Origin of the sequence: Micromonospora sonchi (assembly GCF_014646235.1) — a bacterium.
GTDB lineage: Bacteria > Actinomycetota > Actinomycetes > Mycobacteriales > Micromonosporaceae > Micromonospora > Micromonospora sonchi.
Map to the genome: position 1 here is coordinate 228,127 of NZ_BMNB01000005.1, position 21,882 is coordinate 250,008.

At 73.4% G+C, this 21,882-nt stretch carries 19 protein-coding genes; 11 read left to right on the top strand and 8 right to left on the bottom strand.

What is annotated here, in order from left to right; genetic code table 11:
* Window positions 1-122: 122 nt before the first annotated feature.
* The 3 genes from IEY61_RS07950 to IEY61_RS07960 all read right to left on the bottom strand — a co-directional run bounded on the left by IEY61_RS07950 (window position 123) and on the right by IEY61_RS07960 (window position 3,127).
* Entirely contained in the window at window positions 123-1,820 is a 1,698-nt protein-coding gene (locus tag IEY61_RS07950; RefSeq protein ID WP_189042037.1) for a DEAD/DEAH box helicase, read from the bottom strand.
* Between the two features lie 376 nt (window positions 1,821-2,196).
* Window positions 2,197-2,424, bottom strand: coding sequence for a DUF3107 domain-containing protein (locus IEY61_RS07955; protein WP_099849490.1), 228 nt, complete (start codon window positions 2,422-2,424; stop codon window positions 2,197-2,199).
* Window positions 2,425-2,488: 64 nt separating this feature from the next.
* Window positions 2,489-3,127: a TetR/AcrR family transcriptional regulator gene (locus IEY61_RS07960; protein ID WP_189042039.1), complete on the bottom strand. Its 639-nt coding sequence runs from the start codon at window positions 3,125-3,127 to the stop codon at window positions 2,489-2,491.
* A 146-nt stretch (window positions 3,128-3,273) separates the two neighbouring features.
* Here IEY61_RS07960 and IEY61_RS07965 point away from each other — a divergent pair, with 146 nt between their 5' ends.
* The 5 genes from IEY61_RS07965 to IEY61_RS07985 all read left to right on the top strand — a co-directional run bounded on the left by IEY61_RS07965 (window position 3,274) and on the right by IEY61_RS07985 (window position 10,458).
* Entirely contained in the window at window positions 3,274-6,177 is a 2,904-nt protein-coding gene (locus IEY61_RS07965; RefSeq protein ID WP_189042041.1) for a hypothetical protein, read from the top strand.
* Between the two features lie 23 nt (window positions 6,178-6,200).
* Window positions 6,201-7,145 (top strand): alpha/beta fold hydrolase, encoded by a 945-nt coding sequence (locus tag IEY61_RS07970; RefSeq protein ID WP_189042043.1) that lies wholly within the window; start codon window positions 6,201-6,203, stop codon window positions 7,143-7,145.
* Between the two features lie 148 nt (window positions 7,146-7,293).
* Window positions 7,294-8,106: a DUF3152 domain-containing protein gene (locus IEY61_RS07975; RefSeq protein ID WP_229705755.1), complete on the top strand. Its 813-nt coding sequence runs from the start codon at window positions 7,294-7,296 to the stop codon at window positions 8,104-8,106.
* Between the two features lie 144 nt (window positions 8,107-8,250).
* Window positions 8,251-9,471, top strand: coding sequence for an adenylyltransferase/sulfurtransferase MoeZ (moeZ, locus tag IEY61_RS07980; RefSeq protein ID WP_189042045.1), 1,221 nt, complete (start codon window positions 8,251-8,253; stop codon window positions 9,469-9,471).
* A gap of 165 nt (window positions 9,472-9,636) precedes the next feature.
* The gene (locus IEY61_RS07985) at window positions 9,637-10,458 is read left to right on the top strand and encodes a prenyltransferase/squalene oxidase repeat-containing protein (RefSeq protein ID WP_189042048.1); all 822 of its coding nucleotides are present in this window, start codon (window positions 9,637-9,639) and stop codon (window positions 10,456-10,458) included.
* 8 nt (window positions 10,459-10,466) lie between these two features.
* Here the strand turns inward: IEY61_RS07985 and IEY61_RS07990 are convergent, their stop codons facing one another.
* Window positions 10,467-11,711 carry a glutamate-5-semialdehyde dehydrogenase gene (locus IEY61_RS07990; RefSeq protein ID WP_189042049.1) on the bottom strand — a complete coding sequence of 415 codons (1,245 nt, stop codon included), beginning with the start codon at window positions 11,709-11,711 and terminating at the stop codon, window positions 10,467-10,469.
* A gap of 67 nt (window positions 11,712-11,778) precedes the next feature.
* Complete coding sequence (proB, locus tag IEY61_RS07995) at window positions 11,779-12,888, bottom strand: glutamate 5-kinase (protein WP_189042052.1); 1,110 nt, start codon at window positions 12,886-12,888, stop codon at window positions 11,779-11,781.
* A gap of 61 nt (window positions 12,889-12,949) precedes the next feature.
* On the opposite strand from proB, the gene IEY61_RS08000 reads away from it, so the two are divergent.
* Genes IEY61_RS08000 through IEY61_RS08010 form a run of 3 tightly spaced genes read left to right on the top strand, consistent with a single transcriptional unit; the run spans window position 12,950 to window position 16,214 of the window.
* Entirely contained in the window at window positions 12,950-13,264 is a 315-nt protein-coding gene (locus IEY61_RS08000; RefSeq protein ID WP_189042054.1) for an MGMT family protein, read from the top strand.
* A 32-nt stretch (window positions 13,265-13,296) separates the two neighbouring features.
* The gene (locus IEY61_RS08005; protein ID WP_189042055.1) at window positions 13,297-14,742 is read left to right on the top strand and encodes an MFS transporter; all 1,446 of its coding nucleotides are present in this window, start codon (window positions 13,297-13,299) and stop codon (window positions 14,740-14,742) included.
* Complete coding sequence (locus tag IEY61_RS08010; RefSeq protein WP_189042057.1) at window positions 14,739-16,214, top strand: pyridoxal phosphate-dependent decarboxylase family protein; 1,476 nt, start codon at window positions 14,739-14,741, stop codon at window positions 16,212-16,214. Before IEY61_RS08005 ends, IEY61_RS08010 begins: the two co-directional genes overlap by 4 nt.
* 66 nt (window positions 16,215-16,280) lie before the next feature.
* On the opposite strand, the gene IEY61_RS08015 is transcribed toward IEY61_RS08010, so the two are convergent.
* Together IEY61_RS08015 and IEY61_RS08020 are read right to left on the bottom strand one after the other, a co-directional pair.
* Window positions 16,281-17,489, bottom strand: coding sequence for a hypothetical protein (locus IEY61_RS08015; protein ID WP_189042059.1), 1,209 nt, complete (start codon window positions 17,487-17,489; stop codon window positions 16,281-16,283).
* Window positions 17,482-18,042: an RNA polymerase sigma factor gene (locus IEY61_RS08020; protein WP_189042061.1), complete on the bottom strand. Its 561-nt coding sequence runs from the start codon at window positions 18,040-18,042 to the stop codon at window positions 17,482-17,484. Before IEY61_RS08020 ends, IEY61_RS08015 begins: the two co-directional genes overlap by 8 nt.
* A gap of 134 nt (window positions 18,043-18,176) precedes the next feature.
* Between IEY61_RS08020 and IEY61_RS08025 the strand changes: the two genes are divergently transcribed.
* Window positions 18,177-18,755: an NADH-quinone oxidoreductase subunit B gene (locus tag IEY61_RS08025; protein WP_189042064.1), complete on the top strand. Its 579-nt coding sequence runs from the start codon at window positions 18,177-18,179 to the stop codon at window positions 18,753-18,755.
* Between the two features lie 6 nt (window positions 18,756-18,761).
* Here IEY61_RS08025 and IEY61_RS08030 read toward each other — a convergent pair whose 3' ends face one another.
* Entirely contained in the window at window positions 18,762-19,808 is a 1,047-nt protein-coding gene (locus IEY61_RS08030; RefSeq protein WP_189042066.1) for a glucose 1-dehydrogenase, read from the bottom strand.
* Between the two features lie 133 nt (window positions 19,809-19,941).
* Here IEY61_RS08030 and IEY61_RS08035 point away from each other — a divergent pair, with 133 nt between their 5' ends.
* Window positions 19,942-20,643, top strand: coding sequence for an NADH-quinone oxidoreductase subunit C (locus IEY61_RS08035; RefSeq protein WP_189042069.1), 702 nt, complete (start codon window positions 19,942-19,944; stop codon window positions 20,641-20,643).
* Window positions 20,643-21,605, top strand: a complete 963-nt coding sequence (locus IEY61_RS08040; protein WP_189042070.1) for a complex I subunit 1/NuoH family protein — start codon at window positions 20,643-20,645, stop codon at window positions 21,603-21,605. Before IEY61_RS08035 ends, IEY61_RS08040 begins: the two co-directional genes overlap by 1 nt.
* The last annotated feature ends 277 nt before the right edge of the window (window positions 21,606-21,882 follow it).

Sequence of the window (21,882 nt, forward strand, 5' to 3'; positions counted from 1 at the left end):
GCCACACCATCGTCGCGGCATGGCTGGAGGTGACAAGGCCCTCGCTACCCGGGTGTGTCGCCCGGCCGCCTATCGCCGGGGCCGGGCCGAAGCGGACCGCGGGGTGGGGTGGGCGGGTGCTGTCAGTCGGCGGTGGCCTCGGCGGGCGTACCGCTGCTGCCGGCGCCGCCACGGCGTCGGCGTCGGCGTGGGCGAGGTGTCTCACCGGCAGCGCCCGGGGCGGTCTCGGCGGGCAGGCCGTTGCTGGCCTTCGGGGCCGCGTCGGTGCCGGCCATCGCCTCACCGGCCACCAGTTCGCCGGCCCGGCGGCGTCGACGGCGGCGGGGGGTACGCATTGCCTCGCCCGTCGTGGCCTCGGCGGCGTCCGGCCCGCTGTCGCCGACCGGCTCTCGACTGCCCTCGGCGCGCCCGCGACCGCCGCGAGCGCTTTCGCCCCGGCCCCGGCCGCGGCCCCGGTCACGGTCGCGGGAACCGCCGCGTGGCTCGCTTCGGCGGGACCGGCCGCCGCCCAGGTCTTCCTCGACCTCGGCCGCGAGACCGGCGCGGGTGCGCTCGGCGGTCGGCAGGGTGCTGGTGACCTCCGGCGGGATGTGCAGGTCCGTGTAGAGGTGCGGGGAGGTGTGGTACGTCTCCAGCGGCTCCGGCATGTCCAGCCCGAGCGTCTTGTCGATGATCCGCCAGCGGGGCATGTCGTCCCAGTCGACGAAGGTCACCGCCACGCCGCTCGCGCCGGCCCGGCCGGTACGGCCGATCCGGTGGGTGTAGGTGTCCTGGTCTTCCGGGCAGTCGTAGTTGATGACGTGGGTGACGCCGCTGACGTCGATGCCCCGTGCGGCGACGTCGGTGGCGACCAAGGTGTCGATCTTGCCAGCCCGGAACGCCCGCAGCGCCCGCTCGCGGGCACCCTGGCCGAGGTCACCGTGCACCGCCGCCACGGCGAAGCCGCGGAAGTCGAGGTCCTCGGACACCCGGTCGGCGGCCCGCTTGGTGCGCGTGAAGATCATCGTCAGCCCGCGGCTCTCCGCCTGGAGGATCCGGGCGACGATCTCGATCTTGTTCATCGAGTGCGTGCGGTAGACGAACTGCTCCGTCTGCGGCGACGGACCGGTCTCCGCCGTGTGCCCGGCGTGGATCGTGATCGGGTGGCGCAGGAACCGCCGGGACAGCGTCACGATCGGGTCGGGCATGGTCGCGGAGAACAGCATGGTCTGCCGGTCCTCCGGCAGCATCGCCAGGATCCGCTCGACGTCGTCGAGGAAGCCCAGGTCGAGCATGCGGTCCGCCTCGTCCAGCACCAGCGCACGCACCCCGTGCAGGCGCAGGTGCTTCTGCTTGGCGAGGTCCAGCAACCGGCCCGGGGTGCCGACCAGGATCTCCACGCCCTTGCGGAGCGCCTCGATCTGCGGCTCGTACGCCACACCGCCGTAGATCGGCAGCACGCGTACGCCCCGGGTGCGGCCGGCCGCCGCGATGTCCTTGGCGACCTGGATGCCCAGTTCGCGGGTTGGTACGACGACCAGGGCCTGGGGCAGGCCGTCGCAACCCTCGTCGGGCGCGAAGACCCGCTCCAGCAGCGGCACGCCGAAACCGAGGGTCTTGCCGGTGCCGGTCGGGGCCTGCCCGATCAGGTCGGCGCCACGCAGCGCGATCGGGAGCGCGTACTCCTGGATGGCGAAGGCGCGGATGATGCCGGCCGCGGCCAGCGCGTCGACCGTCTCGGCGCGCGCGCCGAGCTCGGCGAAGGTCGGCGCCTCCGGCCGAACCGGGGCGGTCGGGGCCAGTTCCTGGCCGTCTGTGAGGTCTTGAGTCAGCTCACTCATGTGAATTTGGGGGTGCCCTCTCGTGGGTGCGCCCCGTCATGTCATCAGGGCGCGATCGGTATGGCGCGGGCCACACGGTCGGCGGCAGAAGGCCGAGCGGACCGGGCCGCACGCGCGCCGCGGGTCGGACTTCGACCGGAACTCGATTGGGATTCCGGCCGGCTCAGCACCTACGGCAACTTCTTCATGCTACCTGAACGGGCCAGACCACGTCCCGATTCCCGAGCGACTGAACGCTACGGCGAAGGCAGAAGTGTGACGTGTGTCACCACTGGGCGTTGGCGGCCCTGGTGAGCGAGGGGGTGAGACGGGGTCGCCTCGGGCGGGGCGGCCGCCCGCATCACGCGGGTGGCCGCCGGCCGTAACGACTGATTCGTCAGCGGACGGTGAAGCCGACCGCCCGGGGAGACGCCTCCGCGATCTCGACGTAGGCGACCTTGCCGACCGGCACGATGATCCGCCGGCCCTTCTCGTCGGTCAGGGAGAGCGTGCCCTCGCCCCTGGCGACGGCGTCGGTCACGATCCGCTCGATCTCGGCCGGCGACTGCGCGCTCTCCAGGACCAGTTCGCGCGGTGCGTACTGCACGCCGATCTTGACCTCCACTGTGCCTCCCTCGTCGGGCGAAAATGACCGCCGTGCGAAGGCTATCCGATCACATGGTGTTGGTTCAGGCTGACTCACCTTGCAACGGGAAGCTGGCGATGCCGCGCCAGGAGAGCGCGGCCACCAGTGCCTCCGCTTCGGCCTTGGGCACCTGACGCCCGCCGGCCAGCCAGAACTGTGCGGCGGTCTCGGCCGCGCCCACCAGGCCGGAGGCGAGCAACTCGGCGTTTTCCCGGCTGATTCCGGTGTCGGAGATGATCGTGTCGGTGATGGCCGCGATGCAGCCCTGCCCGACCCGCTCCACGCGCTGCCGTACGGCCGGGTCGTTGCGCAGGTCCGACTCGAAGACCAGGCGGAAGGCTTCACTCTCGTGATCGACGAAGTCGAAGTACGCCCGCACCGAGGCGCTGACCCGTTCCTTGTTGTCGGTGGTGCTCGCCATGGCGTCGTGCACCTTTGCGACGATCGCGTCACAGTGCGTGTCGAGCAGTGCGAGGTAGAGCTCCATCTTGCCGGGGAAGTGCTGGTACAGCACGGGTTTTGAGACCCCGGCGCGCTCGGCGATGTCGTCCATTGCCGCAGCGTGATAGCCCTGCGCGACGAACACCTCCTGAGCTGCGGCGAGCAGCTGCTTGCGGCGCGCCGACCGGGGAAGGCGGGTGGGCCGGCCGGCGGTCTGGGCGCCGTTCCCAACAGTGGTCATGGGAACCTCCGAGGTTGTCGTACGGGCCGGCATTTCACCCGAACCGGTCGGGGCCCGGAAACCCCGCACGGAATTGGCCCGCCGCTGTAACTTATCGCCACTGTCGCCACACGGTAGCCTCAGCGGGGGCGACCAAGGAGCGCGCGGTGAGTGAAACAGGGCAACCCGGTGCCGCCACCCCGGGAGAGCACGGCGACGGGACGGGTCAGCGGGATGACCTGGCCCGTTCCGGCAGCGGGTGGACACCGTCGGCCCCTGACTGGACGTGGGGTGGCGACGACGCCGCCGCGACCTGGCGCCACCCCGGGGCACCCTCCGGATGGGCCACCGCCGCGCCGCGCCGCGCCGACCTGCCCGCCCCGTTCGGTGAGCCGACCGGGCCCGAGCAGCCTGTCCGGGTCAACGGGCACCACGTCAACGGCGTGCACCACCCGGAGGAGCCTTCCGTCGGCCAGCACGCCCCGGTGAGCGCCCCGCCCGGGCCGCGCGAATCCGGCCACGGTCCGGGCCACGATCCGGGCCACGATCCGGGCCGGGATCCGGGCCACGATCCGGGCCGGGACCGGCTGGTGGTACCCGCCCCGCGTCCCGGGCCGCCCGCCGAACAGCCCGCAGCCGGGAGCACGGGCCTGCCGACCTCCGCGCCACCGGCCGTGCAGGTGCCGCCCGTCGGCACCGCCGCCTCCGGCTTCGAGATGCCACCCGGCCTGCACGCCCCCACCGCCGCCTCCGGCTTCGAGATGCCACCCGGCCTGCACGCCCCCACCGCCGAGCGTTCGGGCGGCGGGCCGGTGGGCGGTCAGCCACCCGAGTGGGAGGACACGTTTCCGCCGGAGCCGAGGCCCGAGGCCCGGCCCGCGTTTCCCGGCAGCGGCCGTACCGCCGACCGGCCGCCGGTGCCCGGCCCCGATGCCGGCGGGCAGCCTCCGGCCGAGCCGCCGCCGGCTGAGCCCGAGCGCGCGAGCTGGGCCCGGTCCGGCACGGCCAGTGACTGGGCCCCCTCCTGGGCGCGCGGCGACGCGTCGTCCTGGGCCCGTGACGACGGCGAACCGACCGACCGGCGGTCGCGCGAGACACCGGCCCAGGGCTGGGCCAGCGAGCCCAATCGGCCGTACGAGCCGGTGCGCGCCGAACCGACGCGCCCCTACGAGGCGGTACCCGTCGAGCCGTCCCGCCCGTACGAGCCGTCCCGATCGGAGGCCCGGCCCGGCCCGGAGCAGGAGCCCGCGGCCGAGCCCGAGCCGGTCGAGCGGCCGGCGTGGGCGACTGAGTCGGCCGAGCGGCCGGCGTGGGCGACCGAGCCGCACCGCGCTCCGCCGAGCCCGGAACGCCCGTCGTGGGCCGCCCGGTCGACCGGTGGACCGGCCGGAGAGCACCCCTCCTGGGGGACGCCCCCGGTCAGTGGCGCCCCCGCCGACGAGACGTTGCCGTGGGGCACCCGAACCGACGAGTCTCCGTCATGGGCAGGCCGAGCCGCCGCCCAGTCGCCCGGCGAGGAACGCCTGCCGTGGGCTCTCGGCCCGGCCAGCGCCCCGCCGGTCAGCGCCCCGCCGGTCAGCGCCCCGCCGGTCAGCGTGCCGCCGGCCAGCGCCCCGCCGAACAGCGCCCCGCCGTTCGCCCGGGAGGCCCCGCCCGAACCGGGGTCGGCGTTGCCGGTGGCCGAGGCCGGGCCGGCGTCCGACCTGCCGGCCTACCGGCCGTTCCGGCTTCGTTCGGTGCCCAGTGAGCCGGCCGCGCCCCAGCCCGCTCCGGAGCCGGCCGTGCCCGGCCCCACCTCGGTGCCGACCGATACGGCGGATGGTGCGTCCGCCGGCGGGCCCGGCCGCCGTGAGCGCACCCCCACCGCGCCCGTTCCGACGAGCGCAGCCCCCTACGCGGCACGCCGATCCGCGCCTGATCCGGTGCTGCCCGGTGAGCAGCCGCCGGACAGCACCTCGGCGGTGTTGCCGCAGCGCGTCCCCGCCGAACCGGACGTGCCCGTCGTGCCGGAGCCGCCAGCCGTGGACCCAGCCGCCGAAACTCCGGAACTCGCCCGGATCGCCACCCATCTGCGTCGGGAGGACGAGTCGGCACCGTTGCGCGATCGGCCCGAGGGCTTCGACGTCAATGCGATCCTCAGCGCCGTACGCGGTGTCGATGGGGTGCGCGACGCGTCCCTGCGCCGTACCCCGGCCGGTGCCCACAGCCTGCGTCTCGACCTCGCCGACGGCGCCGATTCCGCCGAGGTGAGTCGGCAGGTCGCCCGCCTGCTCCAGGAACGCATGGGGCTGGCCGCCGCGCCGCATGCCATGCCGGGAACGCCGGTCGCGCCGGTGCGCCGACGGTCCGCCGAGAACCGGGGCGGCGACGCCGGCGAGCCCCGACCCACCGGCGAGCCCCGCCGTCCGGTCAACCGACCCGCGGGTACCCGGGCGGAGGCCATCGCCGCCCGGCCGGCCGATTCGCGCCAGGGACGGCAGCCCGAGCCGGCGGCGGACCCCTCGAGGCGGCGCCGGCCGGCGCCGGCCACCGGCCGGAGCCGGGCCACCACGGAGGAAGCGGTCCCGCCGGGCAGCCCCGCCACCCTCGGCGCCTCCTATTCCGGCGGGCAGCTGACCACCACGGAGTCCGCGCCGTCCCGGCCGCTGAACACCGGCGGTACGCCCGGCCCCCGAGTGGTGCTCGACCACGTCCAGGTGAGCACCTTCGGGCTGGACGCCACGGTCGAGGTCCGGCTGATCGCCGAGGAGCAGGACGCGGCCGGTTACGCCACCGGACCCGCCGTGGACGGCTACGTGCTGCGACTCTGCGCGGTGGCCGCGGCGGCCGCGATCGACGAGCTGCTGCACGGCACCGGCGTCACCGCCGACCGGGGCCGGTGCTTCGTGGAGCACGCCGCTGTGGTGCCGTTCGGCAACTGTGAGGTGGCCACCGTCGTGGTGCTGCTGGTCTGCGACGGATGGGTCGAGCAACTCGCCGGCTCCGCCCTCGTCGCCGGTGACCCCCGGCAGGCGGTGGTGCGGGCCACCCTGGCTGCGGTGAATCGGCGGCTCGAAGCGCTGTTGGCCTGAGCCGGCCCGGGCAGACTGAAACGGTGAAGCCCGCTACCCTCTGGCCGGATCAGCTGCTACCTGCCCACTCGGTTCCGCCGCCGTGGCCCGGCCGAAAGGTACGCCTCGACGGCCTGGTCACCTACGTGCGGGAGACGCCGGCCACCGGGCCCGACGCGGAACCAGCGCTCTACGTTCACGGGCTGGGTGGTTCGTCGCAGAACTGGACCGACCTGGCCGGTCTGCTCGCCGACCGGCTGGACGGCCAGGCGATCGACCTGCCGGGCTTCGGCCGCAGCGAGCCGGGCCAGCGCTACACCGTGCCGGTCTTCGCGCAGCGGGTGATCCGCTGGATCGAGCACTCCGGCCGGGGAGCGGTGCACCTGTTCGGCAATTCGCTGGGCGGGGCGATCTCGGTGCGGGTGGCGGCCCTACGGCCGGACCTGGTCCGGACGCTGACCCTGGTCTCGCCGGCCCTGCCGTTCCTCGACTTCCGCCGGTCGTTGCAGGGTCGGATGCTGCCCCTGCTGGCGATCCCCCAGGGTGAGCGGCTGGCCGCCTGGCGGCTGGCCCAGGTGGCGCCGGAGGTGATGGCCAAGGAGGTGATGGAGGCGTGTGTGGCCGATCTCAGCCGGATCTGCGACCAGCGCCGGCGGGAGGCGTTGGAGGAGATCCAGGTGCGCTACCAGGCGGAGCACCACGCGGCGGCGTACGTCCGGACCTTCCGCGGCCTGGTCTCCAGCTTCCTCCGGTCGTACCTGCCGGGCTCGGGTTCGCTGTGGCGGATGGCCGGTGCGGTGCAGGCGCCGACGCTGGTCGTCGGGGGTCGGCAGGACCGGCTGGTCGACGTGCGGGTGGCGCCGCAGACCGCCCGGGTGATCCCGGACAGCCGGCTGTTGATGCTCGACGGCGTCGGTCACGTGGCGCAGCTGGAGGTTCCGCGACTGGTGGCCCGGGCCGTGGTCGGGCTGCTCACCGAAACGGGGTAGCGCGGCCGCCGGATCGACCTGGCAGGATGGCCGGGTGTCACTCCCTCACAGCCATCGCCGGTGCCCCGGCCGGCATGTCCGCCCGAGGAATTCGGCAGCACCAGGTGCCGGTGGCGCGCGCGGCAAGCCGCCCCGGCGGCGGCCCGAGGTGGTCCTACGGACGATCGTGGTGCTGGCGGCGGTCGGTGCGGCGGTGATGCTGGTCGCCGGGGGCGGCGAATGGCTGCGCGGGGCGGCCGGCGCCGGTGAGGTGAACGCTTCCGCCCCATCGGCGTCGACGGTGGTGGCCGCGCCGCCGTCGGTGGCCCCGTCTTCCGTGTCACCCTCGGCGAGCCCGTCGCCCGAGCCTCCGATGCTGCGGCAGCCCGGGCCGGTCCCATCGGCGGGGCGGGGCAGCTTCGAGATCGACGACCGGAGGGGCCCGGTGCTGGGCACTGCCGGCCGGGTGCGGAGTTACCGGGTCGCGGCCGAGGTCGGCTCCGGTGTCGAGCCGGGCGAGTTCGCCCTGGCGGTGCAGGAGGCGCTGACCGGCCCCGGCAGTTGGGTGGACAGCGGCCGGCTGAGGTTGCGGCAGGTCCCCGAGGGGTCCGCGTACGACTTCACCGTGTATCTGGCGACGGCGCGGACGGCGGGCCGGATGTGCGCCGCCGGCGGCGTGGACATCCGGATCGGTGGGCGGCCGTACACCTCCTGCCGCGCCCCGGGCAAGGCGATCATCAATCTGGAGCGGTGGCGGTTGTCGGTGCCGCACTACGTCGAGGCGAAGGTGCCGCTGACCGTCTACCGCACCTACGTGGTCAACCACGAGGTCGGACACGAGCTGGGTCACCGGCACGAGCGCTGCCCGGGCAAGGGCAAGCCGGCGCCGGTGATGATGCAGCAGACGCTCTTCCTGAACGGCTGCGTCGCGAATCCCTGGCCGTACCTCGACGGCCGGCGTTACGCCGGACCGCCACTCTGACCCGATTGGGCGTCGGTGCGCCGCCTGCCCGACCTGCCGGGGTGATCCTGCGCACCGCGCGGTCCGGGCGACCGGTTATTCCCGTTCTCGCATGCCGGGCGACGTGTGCCTGCTCATGGTCGATGGACGCCTCGGCGAGCAACAATGGCGGTTACCTGTCACATCGATTCCGGGGAGTTCACCGTGTCGCTGCCCCCGCTCGTCGAACCCGCCGCCGAGCTGACCGTTGACGAGATCCGCCGCTACTCGCGCCACCTGATCATTCCCGATGTCGGGGTGGACGGCCAGAAGCGGCTGAAGAACGCCCGGGTGCTCTGTGTCGGTGCCGGGGGCCTCGGCTCGCCGGCGTTGCTGTACCTGGCCGCCGCCGGGGTCGGCACACTCGGCATCATCGACTTCGACACCGTCGACGAGTCCAACCTTCAGCGGCAGATCATCCATGGCGTCTCCGACATCGGCCGCCCCAAGGCCGAGTCTGCCGCGGCGAGCATCCGCGAGATCAATCCGCTGGTCGACGTCGTGATCCACAACACCGTGCTGGACCGGGAGAACGTCCGCGAGATCTTCGCCCAGTACGACCTGATCCTCGACGGCACCGACAACTTCGCCACCCGTTACATGGTCAACGACGCGGCGGTGCTGCTCGGCAAGCCGTACGTCTGGGGGTCGATCTACCGCTTCGACGGCCAGGCGTCGGTGTTCTGGTCCGAGCACGGTCCCTGCTACCGCTGCCTCTACCCGGAGCCCCCGCCGCCCGGCATGGTCCCCTCCTGCGCCGAGGGTGGCGTGCTCGGCGTGCTCTGCGCCTCGATCGGGTCGATCCAGGTCAACGAGGCGATCAAGCTGCTCACCGGCATCGGCGAGCCGCTGGTCGGCCGGCTGATGGTCTACGACGCCCTGGAGATGAGCTACCGCAAGATCAAGGTACGCAAGGACCCGAACTGCGTGCTCTGCGGCGAGAACGCCACGCTGACCGACCTGATGGAGGACTACGAGGACTTCTGCGGCGCGGTGTCGGTCGAGGCGCAGGAGGCGGTGGTCGACGCGACCATCACCGCGGCCGAGCTGAAGGAGTGGCAGGACGCCGAGAAGGACATCTTCCTCGTCGACGTGCGGGAAGCGGCCGAGTACGAGATCGTTCGCATCCCCGGGTCGACCCTGATCCCCAAGAACGAGATCCTCTCCGGTGCGGCGCTGGCCAAGCTGCCGCAGGACAAGCAGATCGTGCTGCACTGCAAGTCCGGCGTCCGCTCCGCCGAGGCGCTCGCCGCGCTGAAGGCGGCCGGCTTCCGCGACGCGGTCCACGTCCAGGGCGGCGTGCTCTCCTGGATCAAGCAGATCGACCCCTCCCTCCCCGAGTACTGATGCAAGGAAGGGCCCCTTCTTAACGCCTGCGGTAGAGAAGGGGCCCCTTCTTGACGCCCAGCCTTGGCCTGCCGCCTCGACGCCCTGCGCAACCCCGCCGACGGGCCGGTCCACCTGCCCAAAGAACCGAGGCGGATCGGCGTTTCCGCCGGTAGCCTGGCCGCCGTGGTCGACATCGACGCCGCGATCGGGTTCGTGGTGGCGCACGGAGATGCGGTGGAGCGTGCCCGCCTCTCCTGGTTGCGCACCGGCACCCCGCCGCCGCCCGCGGTGCTCGACAGCGCGGAGGTCGGCCAGACCCTCGGCGGCGGCTGGCCGGCGACCTGGGGCGACGAGGTCGCCTCCGTGGACGCGACCTGCTTCCGCCTCACCGAGCTGGACGACCTCGGCGGCCTGGGCCGTCCGGCCGCCCGTCGGGCGTTGGACTGGCTGGCCGCCTCCCAGCAGCGCGACGGCTGCTGGGAGGAGGACGCGGCGCTTGCTGACAGCGCCCCCGAATGGGCCCGCCCGGGCAGTCCGGAGGCCCGGCTCTACCTGACCGCCAACGCCGCGTTCTGGCTCACCGTGGCCGGCCTGGATGCCCGGGCCGCCGGCCCGCTCGACCACCGGGTCGGCGGGGCGTACGCCGGGGTGGTCCAGGCCGCCGGCCAGGCGCTCGCCGCCCAGCTGCGTCCCGACGGCAGTTGGCCGTCCTTCCTGGCCGCCGGCTGGCTGAGCGCGGCGGTGCTGCACCGGCAGCAGATGTTCTACGAGTCGGCGCGGATCAAGGCGGTCCTCGCCGAGCGGATCCCGCAGGCGGCGCCGGCCGACGCCGCGTGGCTGGCCTCGACGCTGCGCCGGGTCGGCGTCGACGAGCAGGAGTGGACGCTGGTGGCGGCCCGCCGCCGGCTGGCCGAGACGCAGCGCACCGACGGCGGTTGGAGCAGCGACGACGGCCACCAGTTCGACGTCCACGCCACCCTGGCCGTGATCCGCGCCTTCCGCTGAAACCCTGATCAGCCGCGCAGGTGGGCGTCGCCGGTGACGACGTACTTGGTGCTGGTCAGTTCGGGCAGACCCATCGGGCCGCGGGCGTGCAGCTTCTGGGTGGAGATGCCGATCTCGGCGCCGAAGCCGAACTCGCCGCCGTCGGTGAAGCGGGTCGAGGCGTTCACCATCACGGCCGCCGAGTCGACCCGGGCCACGAACTCCCGGGCCGCCGACTGCGAGTCGGTGACGATCGCGTCGGTGTGGCCGCTGCCGTACCGCCGGATGTGTCCGACCGCCGCGTCGAGCGAGTCGACGACGGCGACGGCGATGTCCGCGGAGAGGTACTCGGTGGCGAAGTCCTCGTCGGTGGCGGCGACCACCGCGTCGGAGTACGCGGCCACCCGGGCGTCGCCGTGCACGGTGACCCCGGCCTCGGCGAAGGCGGCGAGCACCGGCGGCAGGAACGCGTCGGCGATTCCCGCGTGCACCAGCAGCGACTCGGCGGTGTTGCAGGTCGACAGCCGCTGCGTCTTGGCGTTGAGCGTGATCGCGGCGGCCTTGCCGACGTCGGCGGCGGCATCCACGTACACGTGGCAGTTGCCCACCCCGGTCTCGATCACCGGCACGGTCGACTCCTCGACCACGGTCCGGATCAGCGACGCGCCGCCGCGCGGGATCAGCACGTCCACCAGGCCCCGGGCCCGCATCAACTCCTTGACCGAGTCGCGGGTGGTGGCGTCGAGCAACTGCACGGCGTCCGCCGGCAGGCCGGCGCCGGCGATCGCGTCCCGCAGCACCGCCACCAGCGCCGCGTTGGAGTGCGCGGCCGATGAGGAGCCACGCAGCAGCGCCGCGTTGCCGGACTTCAGGCAGATGCCGGCGGCGTCCACGGTGACGTTCGGCCGGGCCTCGTAGATGATGCCGACCACGCCGAACGGCACCCGGATCTGCCGCAGCTCCAGCCCGTTGGGCAGGGTCGAGCCGCGGAGCACCTCGCCCACCGGGTCGGGCAGCCCGGCCATCTCGCGCAGCGCCTCGGCGATCCCGGCGACCCGGCCCTCGTCGAGGGCGAGCCGGTCCAGGATGGCCGCGCTCAGCCCGGCCTCGCGTCCGGCCGCCAGGTCCGCGCCGTTCGCGGCCACGATCTCCGGGGTACGCGCCACCAGCGCGTCGGCCATCGCGTGCAGCGCGGCGTCCTTGGCGGTACGCGTCGCCACGGCCAGCGCCTCCGCCGCCGTACGCGCTCGGCGGGCCTGCTCGGTCACGCTCATCCCATGCTCCTCACGGTGTTAGGAGGGGACCCTTTCAATGCACCAGGCGTTAAAAGGGGGCCCCTGCTTACAGCAGTACCAGGTCGTCGCGGTGGACGACCTCTCGTTCGTACGCCGGGCCGAGCGCCGCGGCGAGGTCGGTGGTGGAGCGCCCGAGCAGACCGGGCAGCTCGACCGCGTCGTAGTTGACCAGCCCTCGGGCCACCGGTGCGCCGGAGGTGTCGACCAGGTCGACCGGGTCCCCGGCGGTGAACGCCCCGTCCACGGCGGTGATCCCGGCCGGCAGCAGCGACTTGCGCCGGTCCACCACGGCGGCGACCGCACCGGGATCGAGGTGCAGCCGCCCCCGGGGCGAGGTGGCGTGGGCGAGCCAGAACAGCCGGGCGGCCGGGCGGCGGGGGCTGGGGTGGAAGAAGGTGCCGACCGGCTCGCCGGCCAGCGCCGCGACGGCCTGGGCGGCGGAGGTGAGCACCACCGGGATGCCGAACCCGGTGGCGATCCGGGCCGCCTCGACCTTGGTCACCATGCCACCGGTGCCGACCCCGGACCGGCCGGTGCCGCCGACGTCGACGCCGGCCAGGTCGGCCTCGTCGCGTACCTCGGCGATGCGGCGGGAGCCGGGGCGGGCCGGGTCGCCCGTCCAGAGCGCGTCGACGTCGGAGAGGAGCACCAGCAGGTCGGCGTCGACCAGCGCGGCCACCAGCGCGGCCAGCCGGTCGTTGTCGCCGAACCGGATCTCCTCGGTGGCGACCGTGTCGTTCTCGTTGACGATCGGCACCGCCCGCAGGTCGAGCAGCTTGCGCAGGGTGCGGTACGCGTTGCGGTAGTGCGCCCGCCGGGTCACGTCGTCGACGGTGAGCAGCACCTGGCCGACGGTACGGCCGTGCCGGGCGAAGGCCGCGGCGTACCGCCCGATCAGCAGCCCCTGGCCGACGCTGGCGGCGGCCTGCTGGGTGGCCAGGTCACGCGGTCGTCGAACCAGGCCGAGCGGGGCCAGGCCGGCGGCGATCGCCCCGGAGGAGACGAGCACCACCTCGCGCCCGTCGGCGGAGCGGGCGCCGAGGGCGTCGACGAGCACGTCGAGCCGCTCGTCGTCCAGCCCGCCGGTGGCGGTGGTCAACGAGGATGATCCGATCTTGACGACGACCCGCCGGGCCGTCGTGACTGCGTCGCGCACCCGCCTATTCTGCGTCGTCACCGCGGCGACCCCCGCCTCCCCTCCCATACTCTGGCCAGCTGTGACACCTGACGAGTACGTCGAGGCGGTGCTGGAACTGGTTGAGCGGATCCCACCGGGGCAGGCGATGTCGTACGGCGCGGTGGCCGACGCGCTGGCCGAGCGCTCCGGCCGGGCCTCCGCCCGGCTGGTCGGGGCCATCATGTCCCGACATGGCAGCGGCGTGCCCTGGCATCGGGTGGTCAACGCCTCCGGCGGCATGCCCCCCGCGCTCGCGGCCGAGGCGCGGGCGCGATGGCTCGCCGAGGGTACGCCGTTGCGCCAGGACCGGGTGGACATGCGGGCGGCCGGTTGGTGGCCCGGTGAGGGGATGTGACCGACGGCATAACGTGAGTAGCATCCGGCTCCATGGGCGCGCCGCCGGGTGGATCCGGCTCACCACCACCCGCCGCCGCGCCGGGGGTGCTGCCGCGCGGGGTGCACGTCGGATACTCCCTCGGCTCGCTGGCCACCGGTGCGTTCGGCACCGTGCCGGGGCTGTTGCTGCTGCCGTACCTCACCGACACCCTCGGCGTGGCCGCCGGGATGGCGGCCCTGCTGGTGCTGCTGCCGAAGGCGTGGGACGTGCTGGTCAACCCGGTGGCCGGGCGGATCTCCGACCGCACCCGCTCCCGCTGGGGTGCCCGCCGGCCGTACCTGCTGATCGGTGGGCTGGCGCTGGCCGGGCTGTTCGGGTCGATCTTCGCCGCGCCGTTCGGCGCCGGACCCGCCGCCGCCGCGTACGTGGCGGTCGCCTTCCTGGCCACCGCCACCGCGTTCGCCTTCTTCCAGGTCCCGTACGTGGCGATGCCGGCCGAGCTGACCAGCGACTACGCCGAACGTACCCGGATGATGACCTGGCGGATCGCGGTGCTGGCGCTGGCCATCCTGGTCTCCGGGGCGGTGGCCCCGCTGGTGCGCGACGCGGCCGGCGGGGGCGTGCCGGGACACCGCTGGATGGGGCTGTTCGTCGCGGCACTGATCGCGCTCGGCGCGGTCGGGGCCTTCCTCGGCACCCGGTCCGCCCCGCAGGGCACCACCGGGGAGAGCGAGCCCAGCCTGCGTGCCCAGCTCGCGGTGGCCGGCCGCAACCGGCCGTTCCGGGCGTTGCTGCTCTGCTTCGTGGTGCAGTCCGCCGGGGTGGCGACGATCCTCGCCGGGGTCCAGTACTTCGCCGACCAGATCCTGGGCGACTCGACGACCGGGCCCACCCTGCTGTTCGTCTGTTTCGTCGGCCCGGCCCTGGTGGTGATGCCGCTGTGGTCCCGGGTCGGCGCCCGGCTGGGCAAGCTCGCCGGCCTGGTGGCCGCGTCGCTGATCCTGGCCGCCGGCGGGCTGGCCCTGGTCGCCGCGCCGGTGCTGCCCGCGCCCGTGATCTACCTGCTGGTCGCGTCGGTCGGCGTCGGGTACGCCGGGCAGCAGGTCTTCGCGCTGGCCATGCTGCCGGACTGCATCGCGTACGACACGGCGCGCACCGGGCGTCGACAGGCCGGCGTCTTCACCGGGCTGTGGACGGCCGGCGAGACCTTCGGGCTGGCCCTCGGCCCGGGCATCTACGGGTTGGTGCTCGCCCTCACCGGATACGTCTCCTCCACCACCGGCACGGCCGCCGCCCAGTCCGACACCGCCCGCCTCGGCGTGCTGCTCGGCTTCACCGTGCTACCCGCCCTCCTCGTGGCCCTGGCCATCCTCCTTCTCCGCCCCTACGACCTCACCGAGGCCCGCCTCGCCACCCTCACCACCGCCGCCGATCATGGAGTTGTGGTCGGGACAAAAGCCGCTAATCAGCACGCAAAGGGGACCACAAGTCCATGATCGACGAAGACCGGGCGGCGCTGCCCGCGCACGGGGTGTCCGCCGAGCGGGTGTTGGGGGAGATCCGGGAGTTGCGGGGGTTGGATCGGCCCACGCATGGCGGGCGGCTGTTCGCGTATGTGTACGACCCGGGAGTGGCGGGGCTGGACGAGCTCGCGGCCGCCGCGTACGCCGAAAGTGCGCACGTCAACGGGCTCGATCCGACCGCCTTCCCCTCGCTGCTGGCGATGGAGAACGCGCTGGTCGGTGCGGCTGCGCGGGTGCTCGGCGGCGGGCCCGGCACGAGCGCGCCGGAGGCGGTCGGCAGCGTCACCAGTGGCGGCACCGAGTCGCTCATCCTGGCCGTCAAGGCGGCCCGGGACGCCCGGCCGGAGATCGACGCCCCCCGGGTCGTGGTGCCGGCCAGTGCCCACGCCGCGTTCGCCAAGGCGGCGCACTACCTGCGGGTGGAACTCGACGCGGTGCCCCTGGACCCGGTGACGCTGCGGCCGGCGGTCGCCGACGTGGCCGCCGCGATCCGGCCGGAGGCGGTCCTGGTGGCCTGCTCCGCGCCGTCGTACGCGCACGGCGTGGTCGACCCCGTCGAGCAGATCGCACAGGTGGCCGCCGCAGCCGGGGTGCGGTGCCACGTGGACGCCTGCTTCGGCGGCTGGACCCTGTCGTATCTGCGCCGCCTCGGCGTGCCGGTGCCCGCGTTCGACTTCGCCGTACCCGGGGTCACCTCGATCTCCGTCGACCTGCACAAGTACGCGTACGCCCCGAAGGGCGTCTCGGTGCTGCTGCACCGCGATGCCGGGCTGCGGGCGCCGCAGTACTTCGCGTACGCCGACTGGCCTGGCTACACCATGGTCAACCCGGTGATCTCCTCCACCCGCTCCGGCGGCCCGATCGCCGCCGCGTACGCCACCCTGCGACACCTCGGCGACGACGGCTACCTGGAGCTGACCCGCCGAACCTGGGCGGCGGTGCGGGCCCTGGCCGACGCGGTGCGCGGCGTCGACGGGCTGCGGCTGGTCGCCGAGCCGGAGTCGACCGTCGTCTGCCTCACCTCGACCGATCCGGATCTGGACCTCTTCGTGCTGGTCGACGAGCTGACCGCACGCGGCTGGCACACCCAGCCCCAGCTCGCGTACGCCGGGCTGCCGCGCAGCGTGCACCTGACGGTGACCGCCGCGGTAGCGCCCCGGGTGGCGGAGTTCGGGACGGCCCTCGCCGAGGCGGCGGCCGGGGCGCGGGCCACCGGTCCGGTGGTGCTGCCACCGGAACTGCTGGCGCTCGCCGGCAGCCTCACCCCGCAGGCGCTCACCCCGCAACTGGTCGCCGAGCTGGCCGACGGGCTCGGCCTGGTCGGCCGGCCCGGGCCACCGGACCGGATGGCGGTGGTGAACACCCTGCTCGACGCCGCCCCGGTGCCGCTGCGGGAACGGCTGTTGGTGGAGTTCGTCGGGCTGCTGCAACGCCCGACCTGGTAGCTCCGGCGCCGAGGTCGACGGCAGCCGGCGCGGCGGCCCGGCACCCCGGGCCGCCGCGCCGGTCGATCAGCGGCTGCCAGGCAGGTCGACGGAGTTGTCCCGCGGTTTCCGATCCTTCAGGTGCCGGTCCCGGCCGTCGAAGTGGACGACCAGCAGGCTCGGCATGGGCGCCATCTCGGCCGGGTCGGTCAGGAAGCGGAAGGTGTAGCTGCGCCGTGCGCCGGACGGTAGGCCGTCCAGCAGGCAGGTCTCGGTCCCGGACATGGTGACTATCCGGCACCGGGACAGATCGCCCCCGGCCCGCTCGCCCAGCGTGAAGTAGTGGCCGAAGCCGAGCCGGGGCACGTCGACCGGACCCTTGTTGGTCACCGTGACGGTGAACGAAGCGAGCCGCTTGCCATCGCCGTCGGGTGGGTCCAGCACCAGCGGACTCGCGGTCAGGGTGAGATCGGTCAGCCGGGGATCGACGCCGAACGCCGTCGGTCCGCCCGTCTGCTTGAACCGGTCGCCGGTCCACGCGTACGTCCGCCGCTGCCGCTGTGGCCACCAGTCAGGGATGTCGCAGCAGGGCTGGATGTCGGCGACGTCCACCCGGATCTGCCCGTCGGAGGCCACCGCGACCTCCGTGATGTCGTCCATTCCCTCTCGGGTGCCGACCACCCGGCCGAGGGTGACGATCCGACCGGTGTCGTCCCGCGAGAAAACGACCACCTGCTTGGCCAAAGCCTCCCCGTACCGGCAGGCGACCAGGGCGATCGTGTCGGTGCCGCCATCGCCGTTCACGTCGCCGTAGCGGAGTTCGCCGCCCAGCTCCGGCCGCTGCTCCGGCTGCGGTTCACGCAGCCGGACGTTGTCGGTGGTGCAGGTCGCCGGAGCGTACGACGGCCAGACCGGCAGGTCGACGCGCGCCGCGAGAAGCTGGGCCCGGCTGATCCGCCCGTCCGGCCCGGCCGAGGTCGGGCTGGCCGTGCTCGGCGTCGTCATCGGGGTGGTCGGTGCCGGTGCCGACGTCGGTGTCGGTGTCGCCGGGGGCGTCGGTTCGGCGGTCTGTCCCGGCACCGGCGACGGGTCGGAACGGTTCAGGGCCGCGTGCGCGCCCATCGGGACGACGACGGCGAGCACCACGGCCGCCGCGGTGGCCACCGCCGCCCGCTGGCGCCGTCGACGGACCGTGAGCCGTACGGCGTTTGTCCCGGCCGGTCGCACCGCCGGGGCGTACGCCGCCCGGAACGCGGCGAACTCGCCGCTGACGAGGATCTCCTCCGGTTCAGTCATGGCCGTTCACCTCCCTGGTGCTGGTCAGTTGCGCGGCCAGTGCCAACCGGCCCCGGTGCAGCCAGGACTTGACCGTGCCCTCCGGCACCTCTTCCTGCTGCGCGATCTGCGTGACGGAGAGATCCGCCAGGTAGTGCAGCACCACCGCCCTGCGCTGGGTGGGCGGCAGTTGGGCCAGGGCGGCGGTGAGCGCCACCCGGTCCGGTTCGGGCCCCGCCACGTGCTCCTGCCGCTGCCGGCGCAGCCAGGACTGGGCGGTCCGCACCCGTCGCCAACGGCTGGCGGCGAGGTTCCAGGCGACCCGGCGGACCCAGCCCACCGGGTCGTCGTACCGGGACAGCCGTGACCAGCGGGCATAGGCCCGGCAGAACGCCTCCTGGACCAGGTCCTGCGCCTGCGACAGGTCACCGCAGTACGCGGCGAGCTGAAGCGTCAGGGATCGGAAGTGGGTGTGGTAGAGCTTGTCGAAGTCGACCCCCTCGGCCGGCTCCGGAAACTCTGTCGGCTGGTCCGGAGGTGGCTCCCCGAGTCGTGGCTTTCCGGTCACCATCATGCGTCCTCCCCGTCTGCTCCCCGTCGCGCGGTCGACGCCCTTCACACGCCTCGACGCGGGCGAGGGTTGCGGAGGTTGGCAGCCGTGGTGCTGTGATTGACTGTCACATCGGGGACAGATGAGGGGGGCTCGAGGTGCAGTTGCCGGCAGTGCTCGGTGAGCCGATCCGGTTCGTGCTCAACTGGGGCCGGCGTTACTCGCTCTGGGTCTTCAACTTCGGGCTGGCCTGCTGCGCCATCGAGTTCATCGCGACCAGCATGTCCCGACACGACTTCATGCGGCTCGGCGTGATCCCGTTCGCGCACGGGCCACGGCAGGCCGACCTGATGGTGGTCTCCGGCACGGTCACCGACAAGATGGCCCCGGCGATCAAGCGGCTCTACGACCAGATGCCCGAGCCGAAGTACGTCATCTCGTTCGGCGCCTGCTCCAACTGCGGCGGCCCGTACTGGGACTCGTACTCGGTGACCAAGGGCGTCGACCAGCTCATCCCGGTCGACGTCTACGTGCCGGGCTGTCCGCCCCGGCCAGAGGCGCTGCTGCACGGCATCCTCCGGTTGCAGGAGAAGATCGCCGCCGAGCAGTCCGGCGTCGGCGGCGTGTCCCGCCCGGACCTGCTCGCCCCGCCGACCGACGCCCCGCCCAGCGACGGCGCGTCACCCCGCTCGGCCGCCTCGCTCACCGCACCACCCGTGCGCCCACCGACCGCCTGAGCCGGCTCAGGCGGTGAAGTCGAGGACCACCTTGATGTCCTCCGGGCCGGGGGAGTACGCCCTGGCGTAGTCCGACAGCGGCACCCGGCGGGTGATCAGCGAGCCGAGCCAGGCATGGTCGGCCCGAGCCAGCGCGTCGGCGGCGGCGTCCCAGTGTCGCCGGTTGGCATTGACCGAACCGAAGACGACGTTGTTCTCCAGCACCAGGGTCCGGTTGAGGGCGCCCGCGTCGAAGTCGATGGTCCGCCCGCCGGTGGAGACGCCGGTCAGGCAGACGATCCCGTTGAGAGCGACCTTGCACATCGCCTCCAGCACGACGACCGGCGCGCCGGTGCACTCGACGATGATGTCCGGCTCGAAGTCGAGTTGGTCGACCGGCACCGAGTGGTACGTCGCGCCGAGCGCACCGGCCAGCGCGGGCTTCGGGCCGTCGGTCGCCAGGTCGAGCACGTGCACGGCGAGTCCCCGCTGACTGGCCAGCAGCGCGGCCAGCAGACCGATCGGCCCGGCGCCGGTGATCAACGCGGTACGCGGTTGCCACTCCGCCCGCTGGCCGATCCGGTCGATGTGCTCCCATGCCTTGGCCACCACACTGGTCGGTTCCAGCAGCACACCGACCTCGTGCAGCGCCGGGTGGAGCCCGACGGCGAAGCGCGGCTGAACCCGCCACCGCTGGCGAGCGAAGCCGGGCAGCGCTTTGATGCCGTGCTCGGTGAACATGCCGTTGCGGCACATGTCCCACTCGCCGACCGCGCAGTTCGGGCACGGCAGCGGATCGGGGTGTCGGACGATCCCGGCCACCAGGTCGCCGGGCTGCAAGGTGCCGGTCGGATCCTCCAGGACCCGACCCAGCGACTCGTGCCCGAGCACCAGGTGGTCGGTGCCGGGTGGCGCCTCGCCGTAGTGCCCCTCGATGATCTCGATGTCGGTGCCGCAGATCCCCACCGCGAGGGCCTCCACCAGGATGGCTCCCTCGTCGGAGGCCGGCTCCGGGTAGTCGTCGAGCAGCCGCAGCGAACCCGATACCCCGGGAATGACAGTCACAGCGCGCACCGTTCCATCCTGACGACCAGCGCCGGCCACCACCGGCAAAGCGCACATCTCCACCCGCCCGCGTACGTCCGACCGCCGCTCGGCGCGCCCCGGGCCGCCGCGTTCCGCCGTGGTCGGCCATAGGATCAGCGGCATGACACCGGAAGAGGTCGGCCAGCGGCTCGTCGCGCTGCTCGCGCCCGTCGAGGCCACCGCGACGGTCTCCGGCGGTCAGGCCCACTCCCGAGCCACCGTCGACGTACCTGCGCAGGGCTGGCGCGCGGCGCTGCTGGCCGCGCGCGACGACGCCGAGCTGGCCTGCGACTACTTCGACTGGCTCTCCGCGGTCGACGAGTTGGCCGACGGCTTCGACGTGGTCGCCCACCTCTGGTCCACCCGGCACCGGCACGGCGTGTTGCTGCGTGCGCGGATACCGCGCGAGACGCCGACGGTCGAGTCCGTGGTGGACGTGTTCCCGGGTGCCGCCTGGCACGAGCGGGAGACCCACGAGATGTTCGGCATCGACTTCGCCGGGCACGCCGACCTGCGGCCGTTGCTGCTGCCACCGGAGTTCGAGGGGCATCCGCTGCGCAAGGAGTTCGTGCTCGCCTCGCGGGTGGCCAAGCCCTGGCCGGGGGCGAAGGAACCAGGCGAGTCGGAGGCCGGTGGCGGCCGACGGCCGATCCGGCCGCCGGGCGTGCCCGCGCCGGGCGAGTGGGGCACGACGCCCACGCCGGCGGGGGCGGGCGGCGTCGGGGAGGGGCCACGCGGCGGGGTGCCGGCCCGCCCGGCCCGCGAGCGGCCCGCCCGCCCGGCCGGGGAAGGGTCCGCCCCGACGGACGGAGGTACGCCCTGATGCCGCTGTGGCTGGAGCTGGTGATCCGGATCGGCGGGGTGCTGGCCGCCTTTCTCGTCCTTCCGCTGCTGGTCGGGCAGGCCGAGCACAAGGTGATGGCGCACATGCAGGGCCGGCTCGGACCGATGTACGCGGGCGGCTTCCACGGCTGGGCGCAGCTGATCGCTGACGGGGTGAAGTTCGTTCAGAAGGAGGACATCACCCCACGGGCAGCGGACCGGCCGGTGTTCCGGCTGGCGCCGGCGGTGGCGCTGCTGCCGTACCTGCTGGTCCTGCTGGTCATCCCGCTCGGCCCGAACGACCTGGTCGGACAGCCGTTGGACATCGGCCTGTTCTTCGTGCTGGCGGTGGTCGGCGTGGGCGTGCTGGCGGTGCTGATGTCGGCCTGGGCCTCGGCCAACAAGTACAGCCTGCTCGGCGGGCTGCGCGGTGCCGCCCAGCTGCTCGGCTACGAGCTGCCGCTGGTGCTGGCCGCCGCGTCGGTGGCGATGGCCGCCGGCACGCTGAGCCTCTCCGGCATCGTCGAGGCGTGGCGGCCCTGGTGGCTGATCTGGCAGGCCCCGGCGATGGTGGTCTTCTTCCTGGCCGGCCTGGCCGAGATTCGTCGGCCGCCGTTCGACATGCCGGTGGCCGATTCGGAGCTGGTCTTCGGATACCTGACCGAGTACACCGGCCTGCGTTTCGCCTTCCTGCTGCTGGCCGAGTACGTCGGCATCGTGGTGATCGCCGCGCTGACCACGGTGCTCTTCCTCGGTGGTTGGCAGGGTCCCTTCGCCGACGCCCAGCTCGGTTGGCTCTGGACCCTGCTCAAGGTGGCCGCCGTCAGCTTCCTGATCATCTGGCTCCGGGTCTCCTACCCCCGCCTCCGTGCGGACCAGCTCCAACGCCTCTGCTGGCTCGTCCTGGTCCCCACCGCCCTGGCCCAACTAGTCCTCACCGCCGCCGTCCGGGTGGCCCTCTAACCACCCCCCCCACCCCACCCCACCCCACCCCCACCCCACCCCTGACCTCCGTTGATCATGAGGTTAGCGGCAGTTAAGGAGATCGACTTCGCCGCTAACCTCATGATCAACGCGGGCGGGGGGTGGGGTGGGTGGGTGGGTGGGGGGGGTGGGGGGTGTCCCTATGACCTTTGTCAAGGAGACGCCCGCAGCAGGGCGATCCACTGGTGATGTGCAGGACGGGTTGGGTGTCGGACAGGGGATGAGTGTCGGATCGGCTGCGGCTTTTCCGGTTCCT